We start from the raw sequence: 19,256 nt of genomic DNA, 5'->3' as shown, positions 1-19,256 counted from the left end.
TGAGAACGCCGATGAGTGGTTATCCTCGTTACTTGTGGGAATATCCGAACCGAGAAAGCCCCTTTCCTTTCTTCATGGAACGCAAGCTTCGCACCTTCGTCCCGGCCTACCGCGGCGATTTTCTGACGCTTATTCTCGTGCTGGACGGGGAAGGCACAGGCTGGATCAACGGGGTTTCCCATGAAATGGTCCGCGGCACGGCGACCTTCACGCTTCCCTATCAGATTCATGAATATCGCAGCCGCTCCGAGCAGCCGCTCTCGCTCTGGGTATGCAACTTCGACCTCGGCTTGCTGCTCTCTTCCGGCCATAACGATTGGGGCATGGGAGCCTTGCTCGACGAAGTCGACAATCTCGCGCCCTTCTGCCATCTGAACGAAACCGCTTACGGTGAAATGCTGTCGATCTACGAACGGATGTCGCTCGACTATTCGGGGAGCGAGCGCTGGAGGAATGTTTCTCTTCGAGCAAGACTGTTCGAAGCGCTAATTCTGTTCGATCGGCATCGATGCGGGCACCGGCCGCCCGTCAAGGACAGCAAGGACGGGGGAAGCGCTCATGCCAACGGAATTTGGAATGTCATCCATTATGTGCATCAGAACTATCTCGATGCGTTGACCTTGTCCGAGCTTGCCGCGCGCTTTCACTTCAATACGACGCATCTGAGCGAAAAGCTCAAACAAACGCTTGGACAAAATTACATCGATTTCATCCGCGAGCTGCGGATCCGGCATGCGAGCGGCCTGCTCGCCTTCACCGACCTGCCCGTGACGGACATCGCCATGGAGGTCGGCTTCGGCTCCTTCTCCAGCTTCTCGCGTAGCTTTCTCAAGATCCGGGGGAGAAGCCCCAGCGATTACAGGAAAACCATGAAAAACAAACAGGTATAGGAGGCGTTTTTCCGCCATGTCCAATCATTCTACTAAAGTAAACGCGCAGCAGCTCGATCCGAATATGAAGCTGGACGAGAGCCGGCTTCAAGGCTTTGTCTGGCATTCGCCGGACGAAGCTCCGCTCCGTCTGTCCGGCTTTGCCTGGTATCCCCAAGAGGGGCAATATCGCAGAATGCCGATGAATCCGGGCGAAACGCTGCCCCCGGCGGTCGATCAGCTCGCCAATTGCACGGCCGGCGGGCAGATCAGCTTCAGAACCGACTCGCCCCGGCTGGCCGTATCCGTCGAGTTGTCTGCACCGGCGAATATGTACCATATGCCGGCGACCGGGCAATGCGGCGTCGACGTGTATCTCGGAGAGCCCGGGCGGCAGCGGTTCCTTTCAACCGCTCGTTTCGACCGTCAGCAGCAATCCTATGAAGTTATTCTCTATGAACTGCCGCAAGGCGAATCGCGGCATGTCACCTTGAACCTTCCGCTCTATCAAGGCGTGAAGCGGATCATGATCGGCATTGACGAGGGCTCATCCCTGGAAGCGCCCGTTCCTTACGCAAGCGACAAGAAGGTCGTCATCTATGGCACATCCATTACGCAAGGCGGCTGCGCGAGCCGGCCCGGCATGGCATATCCGAACCTTTTAAGCCGCCGCATCCCGCTTGAATTCATTAATTTGGGATTCTCGGGAAATGGCAGGGGCGAGCCCGAGGTCGCGCGGACCATCAGCGAGATTGAAGATCCCGCCCTGTTCGTGCTGGACTATGAAGCCAACGCAGTATCCGTCGAGCTCTATGAAGAAACGCTGCCGGCATTTATCCGAATCCTTCGCGAAGCGCATCCAGACGTGCCGATCTTGGTCGTATCCAAAATCAAATTCGCCGCCGAATTCTGCAAGAGGGACTTGCTGGAGAAGCGACTTGGCATGAAGAAGATCGCGCTTCGCACGATCGAGCAGCTTGAGAAGGAAGGGGCTCGCCAGCTTCATTTCTTCGATGGCGAGCAGTTGCTTGGAGAGGAAGACTTCTATGAATGCACCGTGGACGGCGTCCATCCGACCGATCTGGGCTTCCTGCGCATGGCGGACAATCTCTCTCCGGCATTGCGACAGCTGCTTCAGCCGCATTTGGATAACGACTGAGCTTCCCCGTGGGAAGTCGGCGAATGAGTCTCCTGCCAGCTCGTTATCAAAGACATGAGCCAGGCTGCCTGTTCATCGCGAAAAGAGCTGCCGCTGCGGACGACGAGCCGTCGAGCGCTCTAGCGCTGATCGTCAGCGCTGCAGCTCCGGGCTCCGGGCCGACTGAGGTGTTCTGCAAGTTGGCAATCCACAGTTAATCGGCAGTCTCCCAGCGTTCGTTAGAGCGCCCCCTCTTAACTAGGGAGCACAACGAATAAGAGGATGAAGCCCAGGGCTTCATCCTCTTATTCGTTGTGCTGAAAGGGGTGACGCTCATTTTCGGCTTTTCTTTGAGGCCAGCCAGAATACCAGAATCACGATTGGGATAAAAACAAAAATAGGAATATTAATGGAGCTTTGGGTAATGATTGCAAGCACCAACAAGCCAAGAGAGCCAAGAATGAGCCACAAGCATCCTCTGCCGAACGTTTCCATCTGCATCCATCCTCTCCATGTTGCGAATTCGTTCAGGCGCTGCAAGGGACAGGGTATGATATGACAAAGCAGTTTGTATCATTCTTCTGCAGTTTCATTTCTCTACTACGTTCTCATTCCTCTTTCGTTCCTCATCTCTCTTCATCGCTTCCTTGACATAATCTCTTCGAGGAAGCTTATTATTCATATCCAGCAGGATCCCAATAATAACGAGCAGCAACAGAATGATTACGACATCCACCAAACCTCTGCCTCCCCCTCCTATTTTCCTATAATTGTAACATTATCCTTAATTGTTGTAAGCCCTCTATGCAGAATCCATTCCATTCCTTGAATCCAATTGCCTCGTTCATGATGCCTTCGCGAATACTTGAGAGATATTCTGATCTAACTTCCAAGCTCATCCTCTTGTCCGTCAATCGCGTTCGACTTTCATTCTGCGATAATCCTGAGGGGAAATATTAAGCATGCGATTAAAAAAACGATTGAACGCGATGCCGGACTGATAGCCGACGATCTCGGCGATCTCGTGGATTTTGATGCTGCTGCCATCGAGCAGCTCCCGCGCTTTGGCGATTCGGACTTCCATGATGTAGTCGGACAAGCCAGTGCCGGTCATTTGTTTGTACAGCCTGGACAGATACGTTGGATTCAAATGGACATGCTCCCCGATCCGGGTGAGCGATAAGTCGCCGCCAAGATTCCGCTGAACGTACTGCTGAACCTCGTAGATCAGCTTGCCTCTTCCATGCGATCTCTCGTTCGCCGCATGATTAAACAAGTAGCGCGCGAGCTTGCGATAGAAGAGGGCATGACTGTTCCAGTCGGGATCTTCCTCGACCGGCGGCCATTTGTCAAGGCCCAGCTGCCTTGCCGCGCCGGACAGCAGACCTCTTCGGTTCATGTAGGGGATGAACGCGGAGGCGAGCATATGAATCGCCTCGAGCTTCGGTCCAAGCCTGTCGCCGGCTGCCCGTACGGTTGCCGACAGTTCGTCGAACAACTCGAAGAACCGCTCCTCCTGACCGTCCGCAAGCAGATCCGGCAGCAATGAGAACGTCGTTGCGGGCAGAAGGTACGCCGTTTCACTCTGATCCTTGTCCTCGCCTTGTCTGGAGCGGTTGTTCAGCAGTTCCGCATCGGTCGTGAGCAATTCGACGCTGAGGCCGACGCCGCTTTGCAACAGCAGCTCCAACTCCTGCATATGCCTTCCCAGCGCCTCCCAGCTAGCAGGCTCGGCTCCATGGATGAACGAAACATGCAAATTAAGCTGGTCATGACAGACGTTCTGGACCGTCTCGAGCGTTCCATAGAAAAACCGGAACGCGCGGCTAAGCGCTGTCCTTTCGTCGCCATCTTCTTCCGGCTGCCAGATGACGGCGAGATGGGAGGAGCCGATTTCAAGGATAATCATCCGAACTTTCCGGGACAAGTACTCCTCCATGATGTTCTTGAAGGCATATTTCAGCAGGGCTTTATCCTTCCATGTCATGCTCTGCTTCCATTCATCCATGCGCGCGATCGCGAGGAACGCGGGCTGATCAGGCAGGAACGGCATGCTCAGATCGCGGAATTGCGCTTGCCTGAACGCTTCGTCGGCATGCATGCCTTGAAGCATTTCACGCAGGAATTGCTCTTGCAGCGAAGGCAGTGCCTGCTTGTACTGGGTCTGCACTTTGGCGCTCAACCGCCGGGCTTCTTCCTTCTGCCTCAGCTCGTCGAGAGCATTGTTCACCGCCTGGAGGAGCCTTTGATCGCCTTCGGTTTTCAATATAAAATCGAATACCCCGAGCGTAACCGCTTCCCTCGCAAATTGGAAATCATGATAGCTGGTCAAAAAAATGACCTTGCATTCCGGCCACCTTTCAATAATCTCTCTCAGCAGATCAATTCCGGAATATTGCGGCATGCGAATATCGGAAACGACGATATCGATTTCGTGAGCTTCCATCTGCTCGAACGCTTCCGGAACCGAATAAGCTTTGTATACCTGAACTTGCCCCTTCCATTCCTTGCTGAACAAATCGTGCAATCCGTCGGCGATGATGGCTACGTCGTCTACAACGAGCAATGATTTCATCGCTGCTTGCCCCCCTTCAAGTCGATGACGATCTCCGTCTTCAATCCCCCGAGCGTGCTTCTCGACAAGCGCAGACCGGATTGGCCGCCGAACTTCAGGCGCAGGCGGCGATGGACGTTAATCATGCCGGTCGTCTCAGCCGCAGAAGCGGCTGACTCTCGCAGCGCCTTGTCCAATTCGACGATCCGCTCATCGCTTATCGCCGATCCGCTGTCTTCGATTACGATTCTGCTTATGCTCTCGCCTTGCTCGAACTGTATGCTCATACGTCCAGCCCCAAGCTTGTGCTCGAAGGCATGTCTGTAACTGTTCTCAATGATCGGCTGTACTATCAAGCGAGGCACAAGAATCCGCGCCATATCTCCAGGCAGCGTGTCGAATACGACGATAATGCGGCCGTTGAAGCTGAACCGTTGAATTTCTTCGTAGGTTTTGGCATGGCCAATGTCCTCCTCAAGCGGAATGTCGTCGGCGGATTGTCTGGTGACGAATTGAAAGTATTGCCCCAGATATCCGGTGAATTCGCCGGCGCGATCGATGCGCTTCATCCGTATCAGCGATTGCAGCACGTAGAAATTGTTGTATAGAAAATGCGGGTTGATTTGCGATTGCAGCCGTTTCAGCTCGGAGCGTTCGTTGGCGATTTTCTGATCCGCCACAACGTGGACGAGCTTGTCGAGATTGCCAATCATATCGTTGAATCGCCGGTATAGATAATCGAATTCGTCCTGGCCGCCATGCATGATCGTGAATCGCAAATCGCCGCTCTCAACCTTGCGGATGGCGCCTACGATATTGCGCAGAGGCTTGTGGATCAGCTTGTACAGCCACAAGGAGCAGAGCATGATGATCAAGACAGAGATAGCCGACATCGCATAGAACCATTTGCGGTAGACGCCCAGCGATTGATAGATTTCCGCTTTGGGGGCATACGCGGCCAGAATGGTATTCAGCTGTGAAGAGCGCTGATACGCGACGATATACGGCTCGTCATTCAATCGTATCGTTCGTACTTCCGGGACCGCCAACCCCCTGGTAGGATCGAAGGCCGCAAGCTCCTTCTTTAACTGTTCGGCCGTCCCCGTTCTCTCTTGCGTCGCAATCTCCCACTCTTCCCCGGCACTGTAGTACAGGGCGCCGCCGCCCTTGAAGTTCATGATTTGCGACAGATAAGCCGCGATATGCGAGCTGGACAGGTTGACCGCCAGTATGAAACGGATGGGCCTAACGCTGTTTCTCGTGTCGTACGGCACGCTGACGAACAACTGCTTCCCCGCCGTGACGAACGAAGTCGAATAGTGATTAAGCGACGCATATTCCTCCTGGTCGACGCTGCTCTTCATGCCCTTTGTAGAGCTTATCGTCGTTTGCAACTGGGGGAGCAGAGCGACCGTGTCCGTAATGAAGCGGCTGGAATACTGAATTCGGTTCAGGTCTTTGCGGAAATCCGTTAGTTGGGCTTGCAGAGCGGAATCCGAGCCGCTCACGGCCGTATTCGCATGGGCAACCGCGACATCCCGGGAGAACGCATCCAGCATTTCCCGAATCCGAATCAACTCCCCGCTGACGATATTGTTGTAGGACTTCACCGAGTTCTGCAGCGTCGCCGTTATTTCCTCACGATTTTTCCCGGTAGCCAGATTGTTCAACATGTAATTGAGGGCATACAACGGAATCACGATCAGCAGCAAGCTGACAATCAGCTTTCCCAGAATCGTTGGACGTACAATCATTGCAATAAATCGTTTCCAATGGCGTATCGTAACGCTTCCCCCTCCCGGCGCATCTTCTATCCCTTTCTTACATTATAGTAGAAAAGAGAAAGGGCCGAGCTTAACGGATTTCGCAATTGGTTAACCGATTCATACCTGTTGGGGGAAGAGGTCCTCTCTGCCCAAACGCCTCAAATGCATGACAGCGATACAAGTGTCTATCGATTCATTAATACCGCGTCCATCCAGCTCCGTTATACAATGAAATCAGGCAAAACAATACGACGAGAAGGGGATTGACTACATGTCCAATAAAGGGAGTAAAGCCTTGATCCTTGGTCTCGGCTTAATGACGCTGTTATCGGCTTGTTCCTCCGGGAACGATGCGCCTTCGCGCCAAAGCGGCACAACAGATGGCGGCAAGAAGGCCGCGCCGGTCAAACTGACGATGATGGTGCAGAATCATCCCGCTATGCCGCTCAATCCGGACTGGCCCATCTATGACTGGCTTGGCGAGAACGCGAATGTCGAACTCGAAGTCAGCGGCTTCCAGGGGAACTGGTGGGAGGCGATACCGCTCGTGATCGCTTCCGGCGACATGCCCGACATGATGTGGATGTCGGGACCGGATATCGTGAACAAGAGCGGCGAGGACGGGGCGCTCGTCAATCTGCTTGACTACCGGGACATCATGCCTAATCTGCAAGCTTTCATGGAACAACATCCGGCGGAAACCGAAGCTCTGCTGTCCTCCGAAGGCAAGCTGTTCATGCATCCGGCATACGGCCCCTTCGGCGATGTCGACAGCATGCTCGTCTACCGCAAGGATGTGTTCGACAAGCATAGCCTGAAGGAGCCCCAGACGTACGACGAACTGTTCGATGTGCTGATGAAATTAAAGTCGTTGTATCCGGACAGCTACCCGCTCTTCATCGAGGGACTTGGCGATGTGAACCGGCTGGCGCTTAGCTTCGGGCTCGGCAACAGCCTGTACTATGACGAGGCCGATCAGTCGTGGAAGTATGCGCCGGCGGAGGCGAATTTCGAGAAGCTGCTGTCGTTCATGGCGAACGCCTATGCGAACAAGCTGATTCCGCAGGAATTCGGCAACATGGATATGAAGAAGCGCAACGAGCTTATTGCCAAGGACGAAATCTTCGTCAGCTATGCCTGGTTCGAGCAAGGCGACTTCACGTTTTTCGACTCGTTGAAGAGTTCGAATCCGGACTTCAGGATGATCCAGTTGACGCCGCCGAGCGGTGACGGACATACCGGCTATCACACCCAGCAATATTTGTATCAGGAAGGTCTGACCGTGACCACGACGTCCAAACACAAGGAAGAAGCGCTCCGTTTCATCGATTCGCTGTTCACCGAGAAGGCGAGAGATCTAATGAGCTGGGGCAAGGAAGGCGTCACGTACGAGGTCAAGGACGGTATGAAGCAATACTTGCCCGTCGTCAAGGATGCAGCGTTCCGATCCAACGAATACGGCATCCGCACATCGGCCATGACGGCCTGGTTCGACAATGACGCCAACATCGCCTTGATGTCGGAGGACGAGAAGGAATCGTATATGGAAGCGGTCAAGCATCTGGCGCCCGCGCCGAGAAGCGTCGCGCTGTCCAAGCAGGAACGGGACGCCATCTCGCTCAAGATGACGTCGATCGACAAATACTATCAAGAGAATGTCAGCAAGATGATCGTCGGCCAGCTGCCTCTCGCACAGTGGGACGATTACGTGCAAGGCTTGTACGATCTCGGTCTGAACGATGTGCTCGATGTCTATAACGAAGCGTCCAAGCGGGCGTGGAAGTAAATCGGACGGGGGCGCGGGAGCGCAGGCACAGGCGCTTCCGCGACTGCTTCAGCATGCTCCGGAGAGGTGGAAGCTCATGGCGAGATTGGCAACAAGGCTGCGTGCGAGCAAAATTTTGCTTCTGATGTTCGCTCCGGCCGCGCTTTACTATGCCGTATTCGAATATGGTCCCATGTTCGGCATCGTAATCGCCTTCAAGGACTACAACGTCTTTCAAGGCGTTTGGGCCAGCGATTGGGTCGGTCTGAAATATTTTCGCTACTTTCTGATTGAAAACCCGGACTTCCCCGAGCTCCTTCGCAATACGGCTCTTCTTGGCCTGTATTCGTTGATATGGGGATTTCCCGCTCCCATCGTTCTCGCCCTGCTGTTGAACGAATTTCGGCATCAGCCGTTCAAGCGTCTGGTGCAAACGATCAGTTATTTGCCTCATTTCGTCTCCAACGTCGTAGTCGCAAGCATGCTGATCCTGTTTCTGTCCCCGGACGGCGGCTTGGTCAATAGACTGATCGGCATGTTCGGCGGCGAGCCGGTCTATTTCATGTCGAAGCCGGAATTTTTCCGCACCATCTTCGTCTCTTCCGGCATCTGGCAAAGCGTCGGATGGGGGACAATTATTTACCTCGCCGCGCTGTCCTCCGTCGATCCAAGCTTGTACGAAGCGGCCGAACTGGACGGCGCGGGACGCTGGCGGAAGATGCGGCATGTCTCCCTTCCGGGCATGATGCCGGTCGTCATCATTCTGCTCATCATGGAAATCGGCGGTCTGATGGGCACCGGTTTCGAGAAGGTGTTCCTGCTCTACAATCCGCTCACCTTCGAGACCGCCGATATTTTCTCGACCTATACGTACCGAATCGGTCTGATGCACGGAGACTTCAGCTATGCGACTGCTATCGGCGTATTCAACGGAGCGCTCGGATTCATCCTGATCATCGCTGCCAATTATGCGGCGCGCAGATTCCAGGAAACCAGCCTGTGGTAAAGGAGACTATCGGATGAGAAAGCGCGTGACGGGTTTCGGCATGGCGAACGCCGCATTTATGACGGGGCTCATGTTGATCACGATATATCCCTTCTGGTATATGCTGAACATTTCCTTCAGCAGCGAATTTTATGTTATACGCAACGAGGTGTGGTTTTGGCCAAGAGGCTTTACCTTGATGTGGTACAAGGAAGTCTTCCTTGATGGCCGGATCGGCGCCGGTTACCGGAATACGATCGCATATACGGCGGTCGGCACCGTTCTGTCCCTGATCATCACCTCGCTCGGCGCCTTCGCGCTTTCGCAGCAGAAGATGATGTTTCGCAAACCGCTGCTGCTTGCCATCGTGTTCACGATCTTGTTCAGCGGCGGGATGATTCCGAGCTTTCTGGTCGCCAAGCAGGTCGGCATTCTGGACTCCATCTGGTCGATCGTCTTGCCCGGCGCGGTCAGTACGTTTCACTTGTTGGTGTTCCGCACCTTCTTCCAAAGCATTCCCGAGCCTCTGTACGACGCCGGCAAGGTGGACGGCCTTCAGGATTTCGGCTTGTTCATACGCATCGTTGTACCTTTGTCGAAGCCGGTGTACGCCGCAATTGGTTTGTTCCAAGCCGTGGCGCTGTGGAACGACTTTTACAAGCCTATCTTGTACCTGAAGAGCCCGGACAAATTCCCGCTCACGATTGTCATGCGCGATCTGATTATCCAGGGAACGCTATCCGCCCGGCCGGGCGCGCAATCGGCGGCCGACGCAAGCATGCTCCTATCAGATTCCTTGAAATTCGCCACCATCATGGCGAGCACGCTCCCCATCCTGCTGCTGTATCCCTTCTTGCAGAAATATTTTGTAAAGGGCGTCCTGCTCGGTTCGGTGAAGGAATGAAGAGAGAATAGACAAAATGCTATTCTGACGCAGGGGGTAACGGGCAAGCTGTTGCCGCTCCGTTTCCCTGTCGGGAAACGGGAAGCAACATGGTAGTCCTTGCGCTTAGATCAGGGTCGGATAGACGAAGGCTGATAAACCTGCGGCTCATTTCGCTACATTTATGGAATTGAAGAATCTCAGACCAAGACCATCAGATTCTAAGGAAGATTCATAACGTTATACGCCTGAATCTTCAGCTTGCCTGAATCTAAAGAATATTGATATCGCTATTTCATTAAAGGGAGCAGGATTTCAGCCCAAAACCATGTAATAAGACGATACATCTTCGTTAGATTTGAAATCGATGTCTTTTTATGAGTTTAACGTTATCAATCTTCGTTAGCTTTCCGCCTGGCTGCATCCAAGTCTACTCAAAATTTTATGAATTCTGTAAAGAAACGACAAGGGAATATTCCCTTGTCGCCTCTAAGCTCAGTAAATATATGACTCCAGAAACTCATTTCCGAATTTCCTCTCTGGATCGCATTTGCCGGCAAGCGCTTGAAAATCCGGCAGTTTCGAATATCTCCCTCGAACTGTCTTCGGCTCCATCTCGAACAGCTTGCTCCAATGTGGCCGCACGCCAAAGGGTTCAAGCTTGTCCTCCATTAACGGAAGCAATCGGCGAACCGCAGCCGTATCCGGCTTCCATGTGAAATGGAAGGCGGCGGAGTCCTGATCGTAGCAAGGACTCATCCAGAGATCATCCGCCGCGATCGTGCGAGTCTCCGCAATCATGAGCAGCGGCGCGATCTGCTCCCGGATGCTGTCCAGAGCGCGCAAGGCATCGTAAACATCCTTCCGCGCGACGAAATATTCGCTCTGCAGCTCATTGCCCGAGCTCGGCGTGAAATTCATGCGGAAATGCGGCAGCCGCTCATGCCATGGTCCGGGAATGCCGCACTGCTCGCTGCAATTCAGCGGCGCGCTTCCGGGCACCGGGTTCAGATTGACGCGAGAGAGCGAGGCTCCCAGACCGGCGAGCAATTCTTCGGCATCCGTCTCCTCCCGACCCCTTTTCGCGCCTGCCAGACGCTTCAACCAGACCTGATTGAACGCGGATGCTCGCCAGTCCGTGAACAGGGAGACGCTGTAGCCCAAGGCGAATACTTCGTCGATTCTGCCGTCTAGACGAGCAAGCTGCAGCCCTTCGCAGACATGCTGAGTCATGTCGAAGGAGGGAAGCACGTTCAGCGTCAGCTTCGTCACAACGCCGAGCGCCCCGAGTCCGATAGCCGCTCCCGCCAGCTCGGCATCAGACTGGTCGCGCGTGAACTGTATCGTTTCTCCATTGCCTTTCACAAGCTCCATCGCATGCACGGCAGTTGCAAGATTGCCGTTGCCGTTGCCCGAGCCGTGCGTACCCGTGGCGCATGCCCCCGCTATCGTAATATGGGGCAAGGATGCCAGATTATGCAGCGCATAACCGTTCTCGTGCAAGAAAGTGCATAGCTCGCCATACCGAATGCCGCCTTCTACCGTTACTCTGCCGTTCGCGCGGTCAAGATCTATGACGCGGTCGAGCTTCGCAAGCGACAGATGATCTTCATCCGTATCGCCGATCGAATTGAAGGAATGCCGGGATCCAAGCACCTTGATTCGGCGGCTGCCGGAGACGAGCTCCTGCACCTCCTCGATGCTTTGGGGTTCATGGAAACGTTTGCTGGAATATGAATAATTGCCTGCCCAATTCGATGTCTGTTGTCGCATGTCCTATAACTCCTTCTATGCCATACAAGCCTTCTCCAGGTAAATGGCCAAGATGATGCTTCTTTCAAATGACTCCAGAGCCCTCGCTCATAATCCAGGCTTCGTTTGGAATCCTTCAAGAGAAGGTGATAACAATTCCCCGCTCTTCCTCAGTTTAGCTGAATCGCTGGGAATTGTCTCTATCCGGAGAAAAATCGAATGCGAGCGCAATCCCCCTATTCCTTCAGGCGGCTCCCACTTCCTGTTCGGGATCCTAACGCTTATTCGTACTGACCTCCCGGGTACAAGGTGGACGCGTACAAGCGCTTCTCCTGCTTCAAGGCTCGTCCGGGATTCGAAGGCTTCAGCTTCAGTTCCGCAGCCTTCGAACCTTCCCGGCCGAACACATGAACAGCCTTATTCGTATAGATTAGCACCTGCTCTTCGCCGCTTCCTGTCAGATCGGCATGAGCCGCGTAGCCGTCCACGGGAAAGCTAGCGATCTCTCGCATATACCCATCATAAAGCGTCGGATACACGTCCCCTCCACGGCGATAGGCAAGAATACGATCCAGACCCGAATCATCCCAACCGCGCAGCGTCTCGATAATCGTCAACCAGCCGTCGGTCTTGCGATCCTCCTTCCATACTTCGCGTCCCTGCGAATCCAGCAGAAACATCCCATCCTTGCCGCTCCCCGTCATCCTCGCGCCCGTATCGCCGCGCACGATGCGATCAATCCCCGCGACCTGCAGTCCCGGCAGATCATCTCTGAATTTGCCCAACGCGATATGCTGCGATTCGATCGAGCCCTCATACCGCCACAGCTCGTTGCCGCGGATATCATACATCACCGTCACGCTGCCGCCGATGACGATTTGCTTCTCACCGCCTTGACCGAGCACATCGCCGACCCAGACGCAATCCGCATGATCCTCGAGATCGCGGCATGACCATAGCTTGTTCCCTTTGCTGTCCAGCAAATCGTAGCCGGCCATCACCTCATCTCGTCCATCCCCGTTCAAATCATAGGTCCATGGAAAATGTCCCAAGTTGCCTTCATGCGTCCACATCACTTGGAAATCGCTGTCCAGCGCCCACATGCGGCGATATCTGTCCTTCACGATCAGCTCCCTGGCCGCTTCCCCTCCGCTCAGGTTGGCGATAATGATGCAATCATGCGCTTCGTCATCCGGCAGCGCGCCTTCGCGCTTGACGGCTCCCGTCCGGCCGTCGAGGACGAGCAGCTTCTTGTCCATGACGCAGACAACCTCATTGGCTCCATCCCCGTCAATATCGCATATCTGAGCCGGATAATCCGAGCCGGGTCCGCCCGGCTGCGGATCGGGCTGCCCTGCTTGCCAAAGCAGTTTGCCGTCCAAATTGTAAGCGGTCAGGCACTGCACCTGATGCGGCACATATCTATCGTCGATGCCGCCATTTGCCTGCACCATTAGCAGCTCCATTCTTCCATCGCCGTCCAGATCGCCGAGCAGCAGCTTGCATCTGTCTCCCGCTTCGGCAATGTCGATTTTCCCCACTAATACAGCCTCTCTAGTTGATAGATTCATACCCTTCCGCCTCCTGGTATAAGTTGCGCTTTTGAGCCAAATAAGGTTCTCTGTGCTTTTATCAAAATAGCGCATCTCTTGTCCGTCAAAGCAAGCTGCGTGATTCCTCCTCTGTCCGAGCGCGCAAAGGGGCGGGCCGCTTGCAAGCGGCCCGCCTCGCGAACGCGGTCAGTCCTCCAACTGATAGATGCGGTACAAGAATACAGCCGCTTCCGCTCTGCTCGTCTCGTCCTGCGGATTCAGCATGCCGTCCGCTCCGACGATTAACTTCGATTCAATCAGCGACGCTGCCGCTTCGAGCGCATAATTCGCTACTAATGCCTTGTCGCGATAACTCTCAAGCGCAGCGGCGTCCGATTCATGCAGAGACATACCCGCCGCTTCCAAAGCTCTCGATGCGAGCGTCATCATATCTTGACGGGAGATCGGAGCCATAGGATCGAATCGATTGTCCCCGCTGCCGCTGGCGATGCCAAGCGCTCTCGCCCCGAGCACCGCCTCCGCGTAGTAGGCGTCCAAAGGCACGTCATCGAATGAGTCCGCCCCCTCCGCCTTCAAGCCCAGCGAGCGCATGAGCAAGAGGAGGAAATCCGCGCGCGTAATGGAAGCGTCCGGACCGAACAGGCCGTTCGTCTCGGAGATGCCGCTCACTATGCCCTTGGCAGCCAGCGATTCTACGGCATGGCGCGCCCACTCATGATGCGCAAGATCTCCAAATGTCTTCTGCACAAGCGACAAGACATATTTTCCCGATTGCGCTGCTTCGAAGACGAAAGCCTCCTTGTCTTCTCGATATCTTCCCAGATAAACCGGCTCGCGGCCTCCGTCTTCTCCGATATAGACAACGGCGAGCCGTTCATACTCTCTTGCTTCTTCCTCGGTCAGCGCATACGGCACGGTTACCTGAACGCCTTCACCCTCGAGCGCCAATGGCAGCTGGTTGCCGCCAGCCTCGACGGCAACCATGACTGCCGCGAGCTCCTCCGTCTCGCTCCATGACAGCGCCTGCGCTTCGCCCGATTCTCCAATCCGGTCGACGGAGAATAGAAGATCAATCTCCCCTTCGCCGGATAATGCCGCCTCGCGAAGCAATCGCGCAGGCAGCTCGACAATGCCGGACGCGCTCTCGATCGTGAGCGTGAAGTCGGTCTCTTCGCCGGCGGCCGTCGGAAGCCTCAGCCTGATGGCATCGGCGACATCCGCAAGCTTCAGCTCGATCCGTTTCTTGCCATTCTCGCCGACCGCCGCCTTGGCCAGCGCCGACGCAAGCTCGCTTGCTCCAAGCGTCGCCTCCAGCTCTCCGGTGGAAGCATTCTGCCGTCCCGTTAGCGTCACCAGGACCGAACCGTCTTCCCTTTGCTCCACTGAAGCGGATGGAGCTTGAATGACGCCGCCGGTGTTCGTGCCCGTGTCGTCCGGGCTCTCCGGCTCCTCCGTGGAAGGTCCATTCGTATAGGCAAGCTTCGGCGCATGCAACTCGCCGGCAAGCACCTCATACCTGACATCCTCGCCCAGATAAAAGCCAAGATGCGGCGGCTGATTGTACGCCGTGTTCTGCCAAGCGATCGCGTTGCGGTATACGGGATCATGCATCAGCGTGTACAGGCGATATTCCGTCGGCGTTGTCGTGCTGTATATGCGCAGCTCCGAGCTGTCCTCCGACGGCAGCAGCACCTCTTCGCGCCAATCGCCCAGTATGTCGGCCTGCAGCGACGGCGTCGCCTTTGTTCCGTTGTTGCTGACGACGCCATCGAAGCTACGGATCGTCTCCGCTTGGCCGGTCTCTTCGTTGTATTTTGAAATCGAGGTCTGATCAAGCAGCTCTTGCTGCAGGTCGCCGTCCCAATAGAGCGCAAAGTTGACCGACAATCCCGCATTCCTGAAGCTGTCCGCAAGAACCTCTCCCTGCACGTTGTATATGCCTCCGCCGCTCTCGGCGTCCGCGCCGCCCGTTCCCCAGAATTCGTAGCCGGGAGCGGAAGCGATATTCGCGGCCAACCCGCGGCCTGCATCGACGAATGCATAATAGGAATCAAGCGTCTCTCCAGTTGCGGCATCATGATATTCGACCGAGGCAACCGCCGGAACCTCGTGCACGCCGAATACCTGCAGCCCTTCCCGGTCGGGATCGAACGCGCCGAGATGCAGCGCGTCGCCATGCGAGCCGGTTACGCGTCCCATCTCTCCATCCATCACGTAGAGAATCGATCCGTCTTGATCCAGCGTCAGAGAGCCCGCAACGATTTCATCATACCCGTCATTGTCGACATCGCCGGTCGCAAGGCTATGGTAGCCGAGACCGCCTCCTCTGCCTTCCGCCGCCGAATCGAAGGTCCATTCCTGTACCAATTGATGGTTCACGAGGCTGTACGCGACAAATGTCGTTCTCTCATAATAGCCCCTGCCGAATACAGCGCTGGGCTTCACCCCATCCAGGTAAGCCAGCCCCGCAAGGAAACGATCCGAACGGTTGTACCACGTATCGCCCCATGATGCGACGTCTCCAAGAGGGAACGCATAGTCTACTGTGTCGATGACTTCGCCCGTCTCTCCGTTGAAGGCCGTCATGTATTCGGGACCTCCAACGATGTGGCCTTGCTCATTTACCCAAATGCCGTTGTCGGCAGGGTTCCCAATTTGGGACACCAGCTTGGATTCGTCAGCCATGCCGTCCGTCGCGCCGTATACCGTAGTTCCGTCAGCCGTTTTGATCAGCATCTCGCTCTTGCCGTCCCCGTCGAGATCCGCCACGATGAACTGATTATAGTGGGCGCCCGACGTCAGGTTCAGCCCCATGTTCATACGCCACAGCAGCGTGCCGTCCATTCGGTAAGCATCAAAGATCGTCGGACCCGTCATTCCTTGCTGCGAGCTGTCAATGCTGTTGGTTGGGTACCACTTGACGATCACCTCGTATTGTCCGTCGCCGTCCAGATCGCCGACGCCGGCATCATTGGCTGTGTACGTATAATCCCCCGTCGCCGTCGTTCCTCCTTCCGGCTTCTGCAGCGGAATGGACAAATAATCGTTCTCCGCCGCGATTCGCTCATTCGTTTCCGTCGATGCGCCGTCCACCAACGTCTCGACAGAGTAAGAGTCTCCCGCCGCGCCGGCCTCATCCAGGAAATTCGTCACGGCAAGCGGTGCTTCATTCAGCTTCTCCCCGTTCCGATACAGGTTGAACATCACATCCCGGTCGTACTCGTCGGCAAGCAGCCGCCAGCTGACGAAGATGCCGTCATCCGCCTTCAATGCGATTACGCCGCGATCCAGCCATTCCGCCTGACGTTCCGTATCCGGCGGCAGCAGCCGATTATAGACATAGACAGTCGCGCTTCGTTCAAAGCTGTTGTCCAGCTCTTCCGAATCGGCAAGCTCTCCGCGGAATTCGTACACGCCAGCGACCGCAGGATTCCATGCGCTGCCGATTGTCGTCCATTCGCTAATTTCCGCCTGCGCCTTGGAGCTGTCCGCGAGCGTCACCTGCACAGTCTGCGGAAGCCCGATTGATGAGAAATCTTGACCCGTTTCACCCGCATATACGCGCACATAAGGAATGGGATCGACACTCACGATTGTGTTGTCCGGAATCGATACGTTGTATACGCCGAAATTGTCCAGATACGAGGTCCATGTCTGATTGTTGCCCGAGGTGCGAAGGCCGACAAGCCTGACCGTGGCGACAGAGCCGTCGAACGCGACGCCATCCAGCGATACCGTGTGGGATTCGGTCGACTCGTCCGCAAGGCTCGTCAGCTTCAATTCGGCTGCGTTCCCGGACAGATCGAATTCGATTTCAACGCGATACCATGCCTCCGGATCAGTGAACGCCGTCGCCTCGGCCGTCTCGGCTCGTCCTCCTGCGAAGTAGGTAAATGCCGCGTTATTCGTATAATTCAGCGTGAACACAATGTTGTTCGACGCGTCAAGCACGCGGAACTCACCGCCGTTCTCGTTCGGATTCGCCCCTTTGTCATTCATCTGTCCGGGATACCAATCGAATGCGACGAGAATCCGATTGCCTTTGACAGCCTGCCCGAATGTCTTGGACGCCACGCGTCCTCCGCTTTGATTTTCAATGGCGAATTGCAGCTTGGGCGTGGCGTTGCCGGCAAGATCGCCCTCGTGAATCGAAAGCGCTGCGTTCGCCGTCGCAAAGCCCCAATTCGGAGGAATAACATCTGCCGTATCGCCGAAATCGGTGTAATAAACGGTATCGAAGCCCTCTATTACTGGCAGCTCGGATGAGGCAATCACCGTAACGGCAATTACCGCCTCAACACCGCCGTCATTCGCCACGTTCGGTATGCCCTCCGGGTCGAGCGTTCCCGTGAAGGTGTAGGAACCGAGCTGATTCGCATCATAATCCGCACTGTCCCAAGCAACGGGCATCCCTGATAAGATCGCATCGTTATCCAGCTTGACGTCAAGCTGGGAAGGGAAGGAAGCGATCACAGCCTCTTTCAACGTACCTTGCTCGATCGTTATGCTGCTGTCATACACGCTCGAGATAACGGTAATCTGTTGCAAGCCCTGCGCGGGAGCCGCCTCCGCCGAGCCGTAGATCCCCATATTGTCAATACCGGCAGTGAAGCCCAGCGTGTTGCCGCTCGCCCGGTTTCCTCTAAGGGTAATCGAGGCGATGTGATTCGTATAGTTAAGCGCGCTGAAGGAGATGTCCGAGACCGCAAAGCTGTTCGCCGCATTCGCCTTGTCCGAGACCGAGAGAGACGCCGTCTCCGAAATGAAGTCAAGCCGCATCTCCACTTCAAGCCAGCTTCCATCCTTACTTACACCCGTTACCTCCGTATTGCCCGACAAATCCGTTCCAGTCGTTCCGATGCCGTAGCTGATGCCGCCGTCAGGCCCGCCAGCCTTCGCAAGCCGAAGCAGCGGGCTTCCATTGGCGTCGCTAATCAGTACCTCGCTGGAATTTGTCGCCGTGGAAACCTCCCCGGGCTTCCAGTCGAATTGCATTAGAATCGCCGCTGAATCAGTCGGCTCCACGAGCGTTTTGACAATCTGCCGCGTGCCGCTGCCGCTGCCGCCGGCGTTCAAATAATGGTTCCCTCCCTCCTCCGCATCGACGACGGCCGTGGCGCCTCCTCCGGGAATGAAACCCCAGGTATCCCCATCCTCGAAATCAGTGCTTGAGATAAGCTGATCCGGAACCGGCGCTCCTCCGGTATCCGCCGCCGCGACAAATGCAGCATTGGAACAGAGCAGCGCGAGCGCCAGCAAGCACGAGATATATTTGAGTTTCTTATTCGCCAATGATTATTCACTCCTTATTCTTCAATAGAATTTCGCGAGATTCATCGAGATCATGTATGCGCTTTCGTGATTATGTGTAAGTATTAGCTGGTAATGTGCAGATGTTTTAAGGTATCATGTAGTGCGCTGACATTGCGCTGATGTTCTGCTGATGTCCTGATATCCTGCTGTCCTAATGATCTAATGTCGCTGATGTTGTCCTGACATTCGCTGATTTGTACTACTGTAGAACCGGCAACACGTTGCCCTTCCAAGCCTTACTGTCCCTCCTTTCTCCTGCCCGAGAATGTCCCGCCAAGCTTCTTCTTTCGGCTTCTTCATCAGGCCCTTTTCATCAGCATAAAAATTCCAGGTCGGTTCTAAGGTGGCAACTACCATGCTAGCGGCCTCCAAACCACCTCGTCTATTCCATTTTTTTGCACGCCAAAAAACCTCGCAACACGTAGGATGCCAGGCTATGGAACTATTTTGCAAGATGTCTCTCATTTAGCCGGAATGCTCCAATTGACGCCGCTAAATTCCGTTTCTCAAACACCAGATAGCGTTTTTGAAAACACTCCCCCCTGTAACGGACATTTGGTCCTCTTACACGGCTTTATTTGATGCCTGATTGCTGTAAGGGACATTTGGTCACCTTAGCGGCTAATTCTATCGCACAGACAACTGGATTGAACCGCTAAACGGATCAAATGTCCGTTA

At 55.0% G+C, this 19,256-nt stretch carries 14 protein-coding genes; 6 read left to right on the top strand and 8 right to left on the bottom strand.

From position 1 onward, the window contains the following. Positions 1 to 11: 11 nt before the first annotated feature. Genes HFP08_RS07780 through HFP08_RS07770 form a run of 3 tightly spaced genes read left to right on the top strand, consistent with a single transcriptional unit; the run spans position 12 to position 2,225 of the window. Positions 12 to 890, top strand: coding sequence for an AraC family transcriptional regulator (locus tag HFP08_RS07780; protein WP_168120023.1), 879 nt, complete (start codon positions 12 to 14; stop codon positions 888 to 890). Positions 891 to 906: 16 nt separating this feature from the next. Then, positions 907 to 2,028: an SGNH/GDSL hydrolase family protein gene (locus HFP08_RS07775; RefSeq protein ID WP_168120022.1), complete on the top strand. Its 1,122-nt coding sequence runs from the start codon at positions 907 to 909 to the stop codon at positions 2,026 to 2,028. 23 nt (positions 2,029 to 2,051) lie between these two features. Next, positions 2,052 to 2,225 (top strand): hypothetical protein, encoded by a 174-nt coding sequence (locus tag HFP08_RS07770; RefSeq protein ID WP_168120021.1) that lies wholly within the window; start codon positions 2,052 to 2,054, stop codon positions 2,223 to 2,225. 115 nt (positions 2,226 to 2,340) lie between these two features. Here the strand turns inward: HFP08_RS07770 and HFP08_RS07765 are convergent, their stop codons facing one another. The 4 genes from HFP08_RS07765 to HFP08_RS07750 form a co-directional block, all read right to left on the bottom strand. Beyond that, positions 2,341 to 2,502: a hypothetical protein gene (locus HFP08_RS07765; RefSeq protein WP_168120020.1), complete on the bottom strand. Its 162-nt coding sequence runs from the start codon at positions 2,500 to 2,502 to the stop codon at positions 2,341 to 2,343. Between the two features lie 94 nt (positions 2,503 to 2,596). Next, positions 2,597 to 2,746, bottom strand: a complete 150-nt coding sequence (locus HFP08_RS07760) for a hypothetical protein (protein WP_168119960.1) — start codon at positions 2,744 to 2,746, stop codon at positions 2,597 to 2,599. A 171-nt stretch (positions 2,747 to 2,917) separates the two neighbouring features. Then, on the bottom strand, positions 2,918 to 4,582 hold the full coding sequence (locus HFP08_RS07755) for a response regulator (RefSeq protein ID WP_168120019.1): 1,665 nt from the start codon (positions 4,580 to 4,582) through the stop codon (positions 2,918 to 2,920). Further along, positions 4,579 to 6,315, bottom strand: a complete 1,737-nt coding sequence (locus tag HFP08_RS07750; RefSeq protein ID WP_168120018.1) for a sensor histidine kinase — start codon at positions 6,313 to 6,315, stop codon at positions 4,579 to 4,581. Before HFP08_RS07750 ends, HFP08_RS07755 begins: the two co-directional genes overlap by 4 nt. A gap of 283 nt (positions 6,316 to 6,598) precedes the next feature. On the opposite strand from HFP08_RS07750, the gene HFP08_RS07745 reads away from it, so the two are divergent. Genes HFP08_RS07745 through HFP08_RS07735 form a run of 3 tightly spaced genes read left to right on the top strand, consistent with a single transcriptional unit; the run spans position 6,599 to position 9,981 of the window. Continuing rightward, the gene (locus HFP08_RS07745) at positions 6,599 to 8,113 is read left to right on the top strand and encodes an extracellular solute-binding protein (RefSeq protein WP_168120017.1); all 1,515 of its coding nucleotides are present in this window, start codon (positions 6,599 to 6,601) and stop codon (positions 8,111 to 8,113) included. Further along, complete coding sequence (locus HFP08_RS07740) at positions 8,076 to 9,098, top strand: ABC transporter permease (protein ID WP_240941181.1); 1,023 nt, start codon at positions 8,076 to 8,078, stop codon at positions 9,096 to 9,098. Before HFP08_RS07745 ends, HFP08_RS07740 begins: the two co-directional genes overlap by 38 nt. Before the next feature lie 13 nt (positions 9,099 to 9,111). Beyond that, a complete protein-coding gene (locus HFP08_RS07735) occupies positions 9,112 to 9,981 on the top strand; it encodes a carbohydrate ABC transporter permease (protein ID WP_168120016.1) in 870 nt (289 codons plus the stop codon). A 474-nt stretch (positions 9,982 to 10,455) separates the two neighbouring features. Here the strand turns inward: HFP08_RS07735 and HFP08_RS07730 are convergent, their stop codons facing one another. The 4 genes from HFP08_RS07730 to HFP08_RS07715 all read right to left on the bottom strand — a co-directional run bounded on the left by HFP08_RS07730 (position 10,456) and on the right by HFP08_RS07715 (position 18,811). Next, on the bottom strand, positions 10,456 to 11,733 hold the full coding sequence (locus HFP08_RS07730) for an FAD-binding protein (protein WP_168120015.1): 1,278 nt from the start codon (positions 11,731 to 11,733) through the stop codon (positions 10,456 to 10,458). A 260-nt stretch (positions 11,734 to 11,993) separates the two neighbouring features. Then, positions 11,994 to 13,283, bottom strand: coding sequence for a hypothetical protein (locus HFP08_RS07725; RefSeq protein WP_168120014.1), 1,290 nt, complete (start codon positions 13,281 to 13,283; stop codon positions 11,994 to 11,996). Between the two features lie 168 nt (positions 13,284 to 13,451). Then, complete coding sequence (locus tag HFP08_RS07720; RefSeq protein ID WP_168120013.1) at positions 13,452 to 18,557, bottom strand: rhamnogalacturonan lyase family protein; 5,106 nt, start codon at positions 18,555 to 18,557, stop codon at positions 13,452 to 13,454. Positions 18,558 to 18,640: 83 nt separating this feature from the next. Beyond that, positions 18,641 to 18,811, bottom strand: a complete 171-nt coding sequence (locus tag HFP08_RS07715; RefSeq protein ID WP_168120012.1) for a hypothetical protein — start codon at positions 18,809 to 18,811, stop codon at positions 18,641 to 18,643. Between the last annotated feature and the right edge of the window lie 445 nt (positions 18,812 to 19,256).

This window comes from Paenibacillus sp. HB172176 (assembly GCF_011947265.1).
In the GTDB taxonomy this organism is placed as follows: Bacteria; Bacillota; Bacilli; order Paenibacillales; family Paenibacillaceae; genus Pristimantibacillus.
This window is presented reverse-complemented; position numbering and strand designations above follow the sequence as displayed.

Excerpts from the sequence above, each read along its gene's own strand:
- HFP08_RS07780 (WP_168120023.1), top strand. The coding sequence starts at position 12 with ATGAGTGGTTATCCTCGTTACTTGTGGGAATATCCGAACCGAGAAAGC.
- HFP08_RS07775 (WP_168120022.1), top strand. The coding sequence starts at position 907 with ATGTCCAATCATTCTACTAAAGTAAACGCGCAGCAGCTCGATCCGAAT.
- HFP08_RS07770 (WP_168120021.1), top strand. The coding sequence starts at position 2,052 with ATGAGTCTCCTGCCAGCTCGTTATCAAAGACATGAGCCAGGCTGCCTG.
- HFP08_RS07765 (WP_168120020.1), bottom strand. The coding sequence starts at position 2,502 with ATGGAAACGTTCGGCAGAGGATGCTTGTGGCTCATTCTTGGCTCTCTT.
- HFP08_RS07755 (WP_168120019.1), bottom strand. The coding sequence starts at position 4,582 with ATGAAATCATTGCTCGTTGTAGACGACGTAGCCATCATCGCCGACGGA.
- HFP08_RS07750 (WP_168120018.1), bottom strand. The coding sequence starts at position 6,315 with ATGATTGTACGTCCAACGATTCTGGGAAAGCTGATTGTCAGCTTGCTG.
- HFP08_RS07745 (WP_168120017.1), top strand. The coding sequence starts at position 6,599 with ATGTCCAATAAAGGGAGTAAAGCCTTGATCCTTGGTCTCGGCTTAATG.
- HFP08_RS07740 (WP_240941181.1), top strand. The coding sequence starts at position 8,076 with ATGTCTATAACGAAGCGTCCAAGCGGGCGTGGAAGTAAATCGGACGGG.
- HFP08_RS07735 (WP_168120016.1), top strand. The coding sequence starts at position 9,112 with ATGAGAAAGCGCGTGACGGGTTTCGGCATGGCGAACGCCGCATTTATG.
- HFP08_RS07730 (WP_168120015.1), bottom strand. The coding sequence starts at position 11,733 with ATGCGACAACAGACATCGAATTGGGCAGGCAATTATTCATATTCCAGC.
- HFP08_RS07725 (WP_168120014.1), bottom strand. The coding sequence starts at position 13,283 with ATGAATCTATCAACTAGAGAGGCTGTATTAGTGGGGAAAATCGACATT.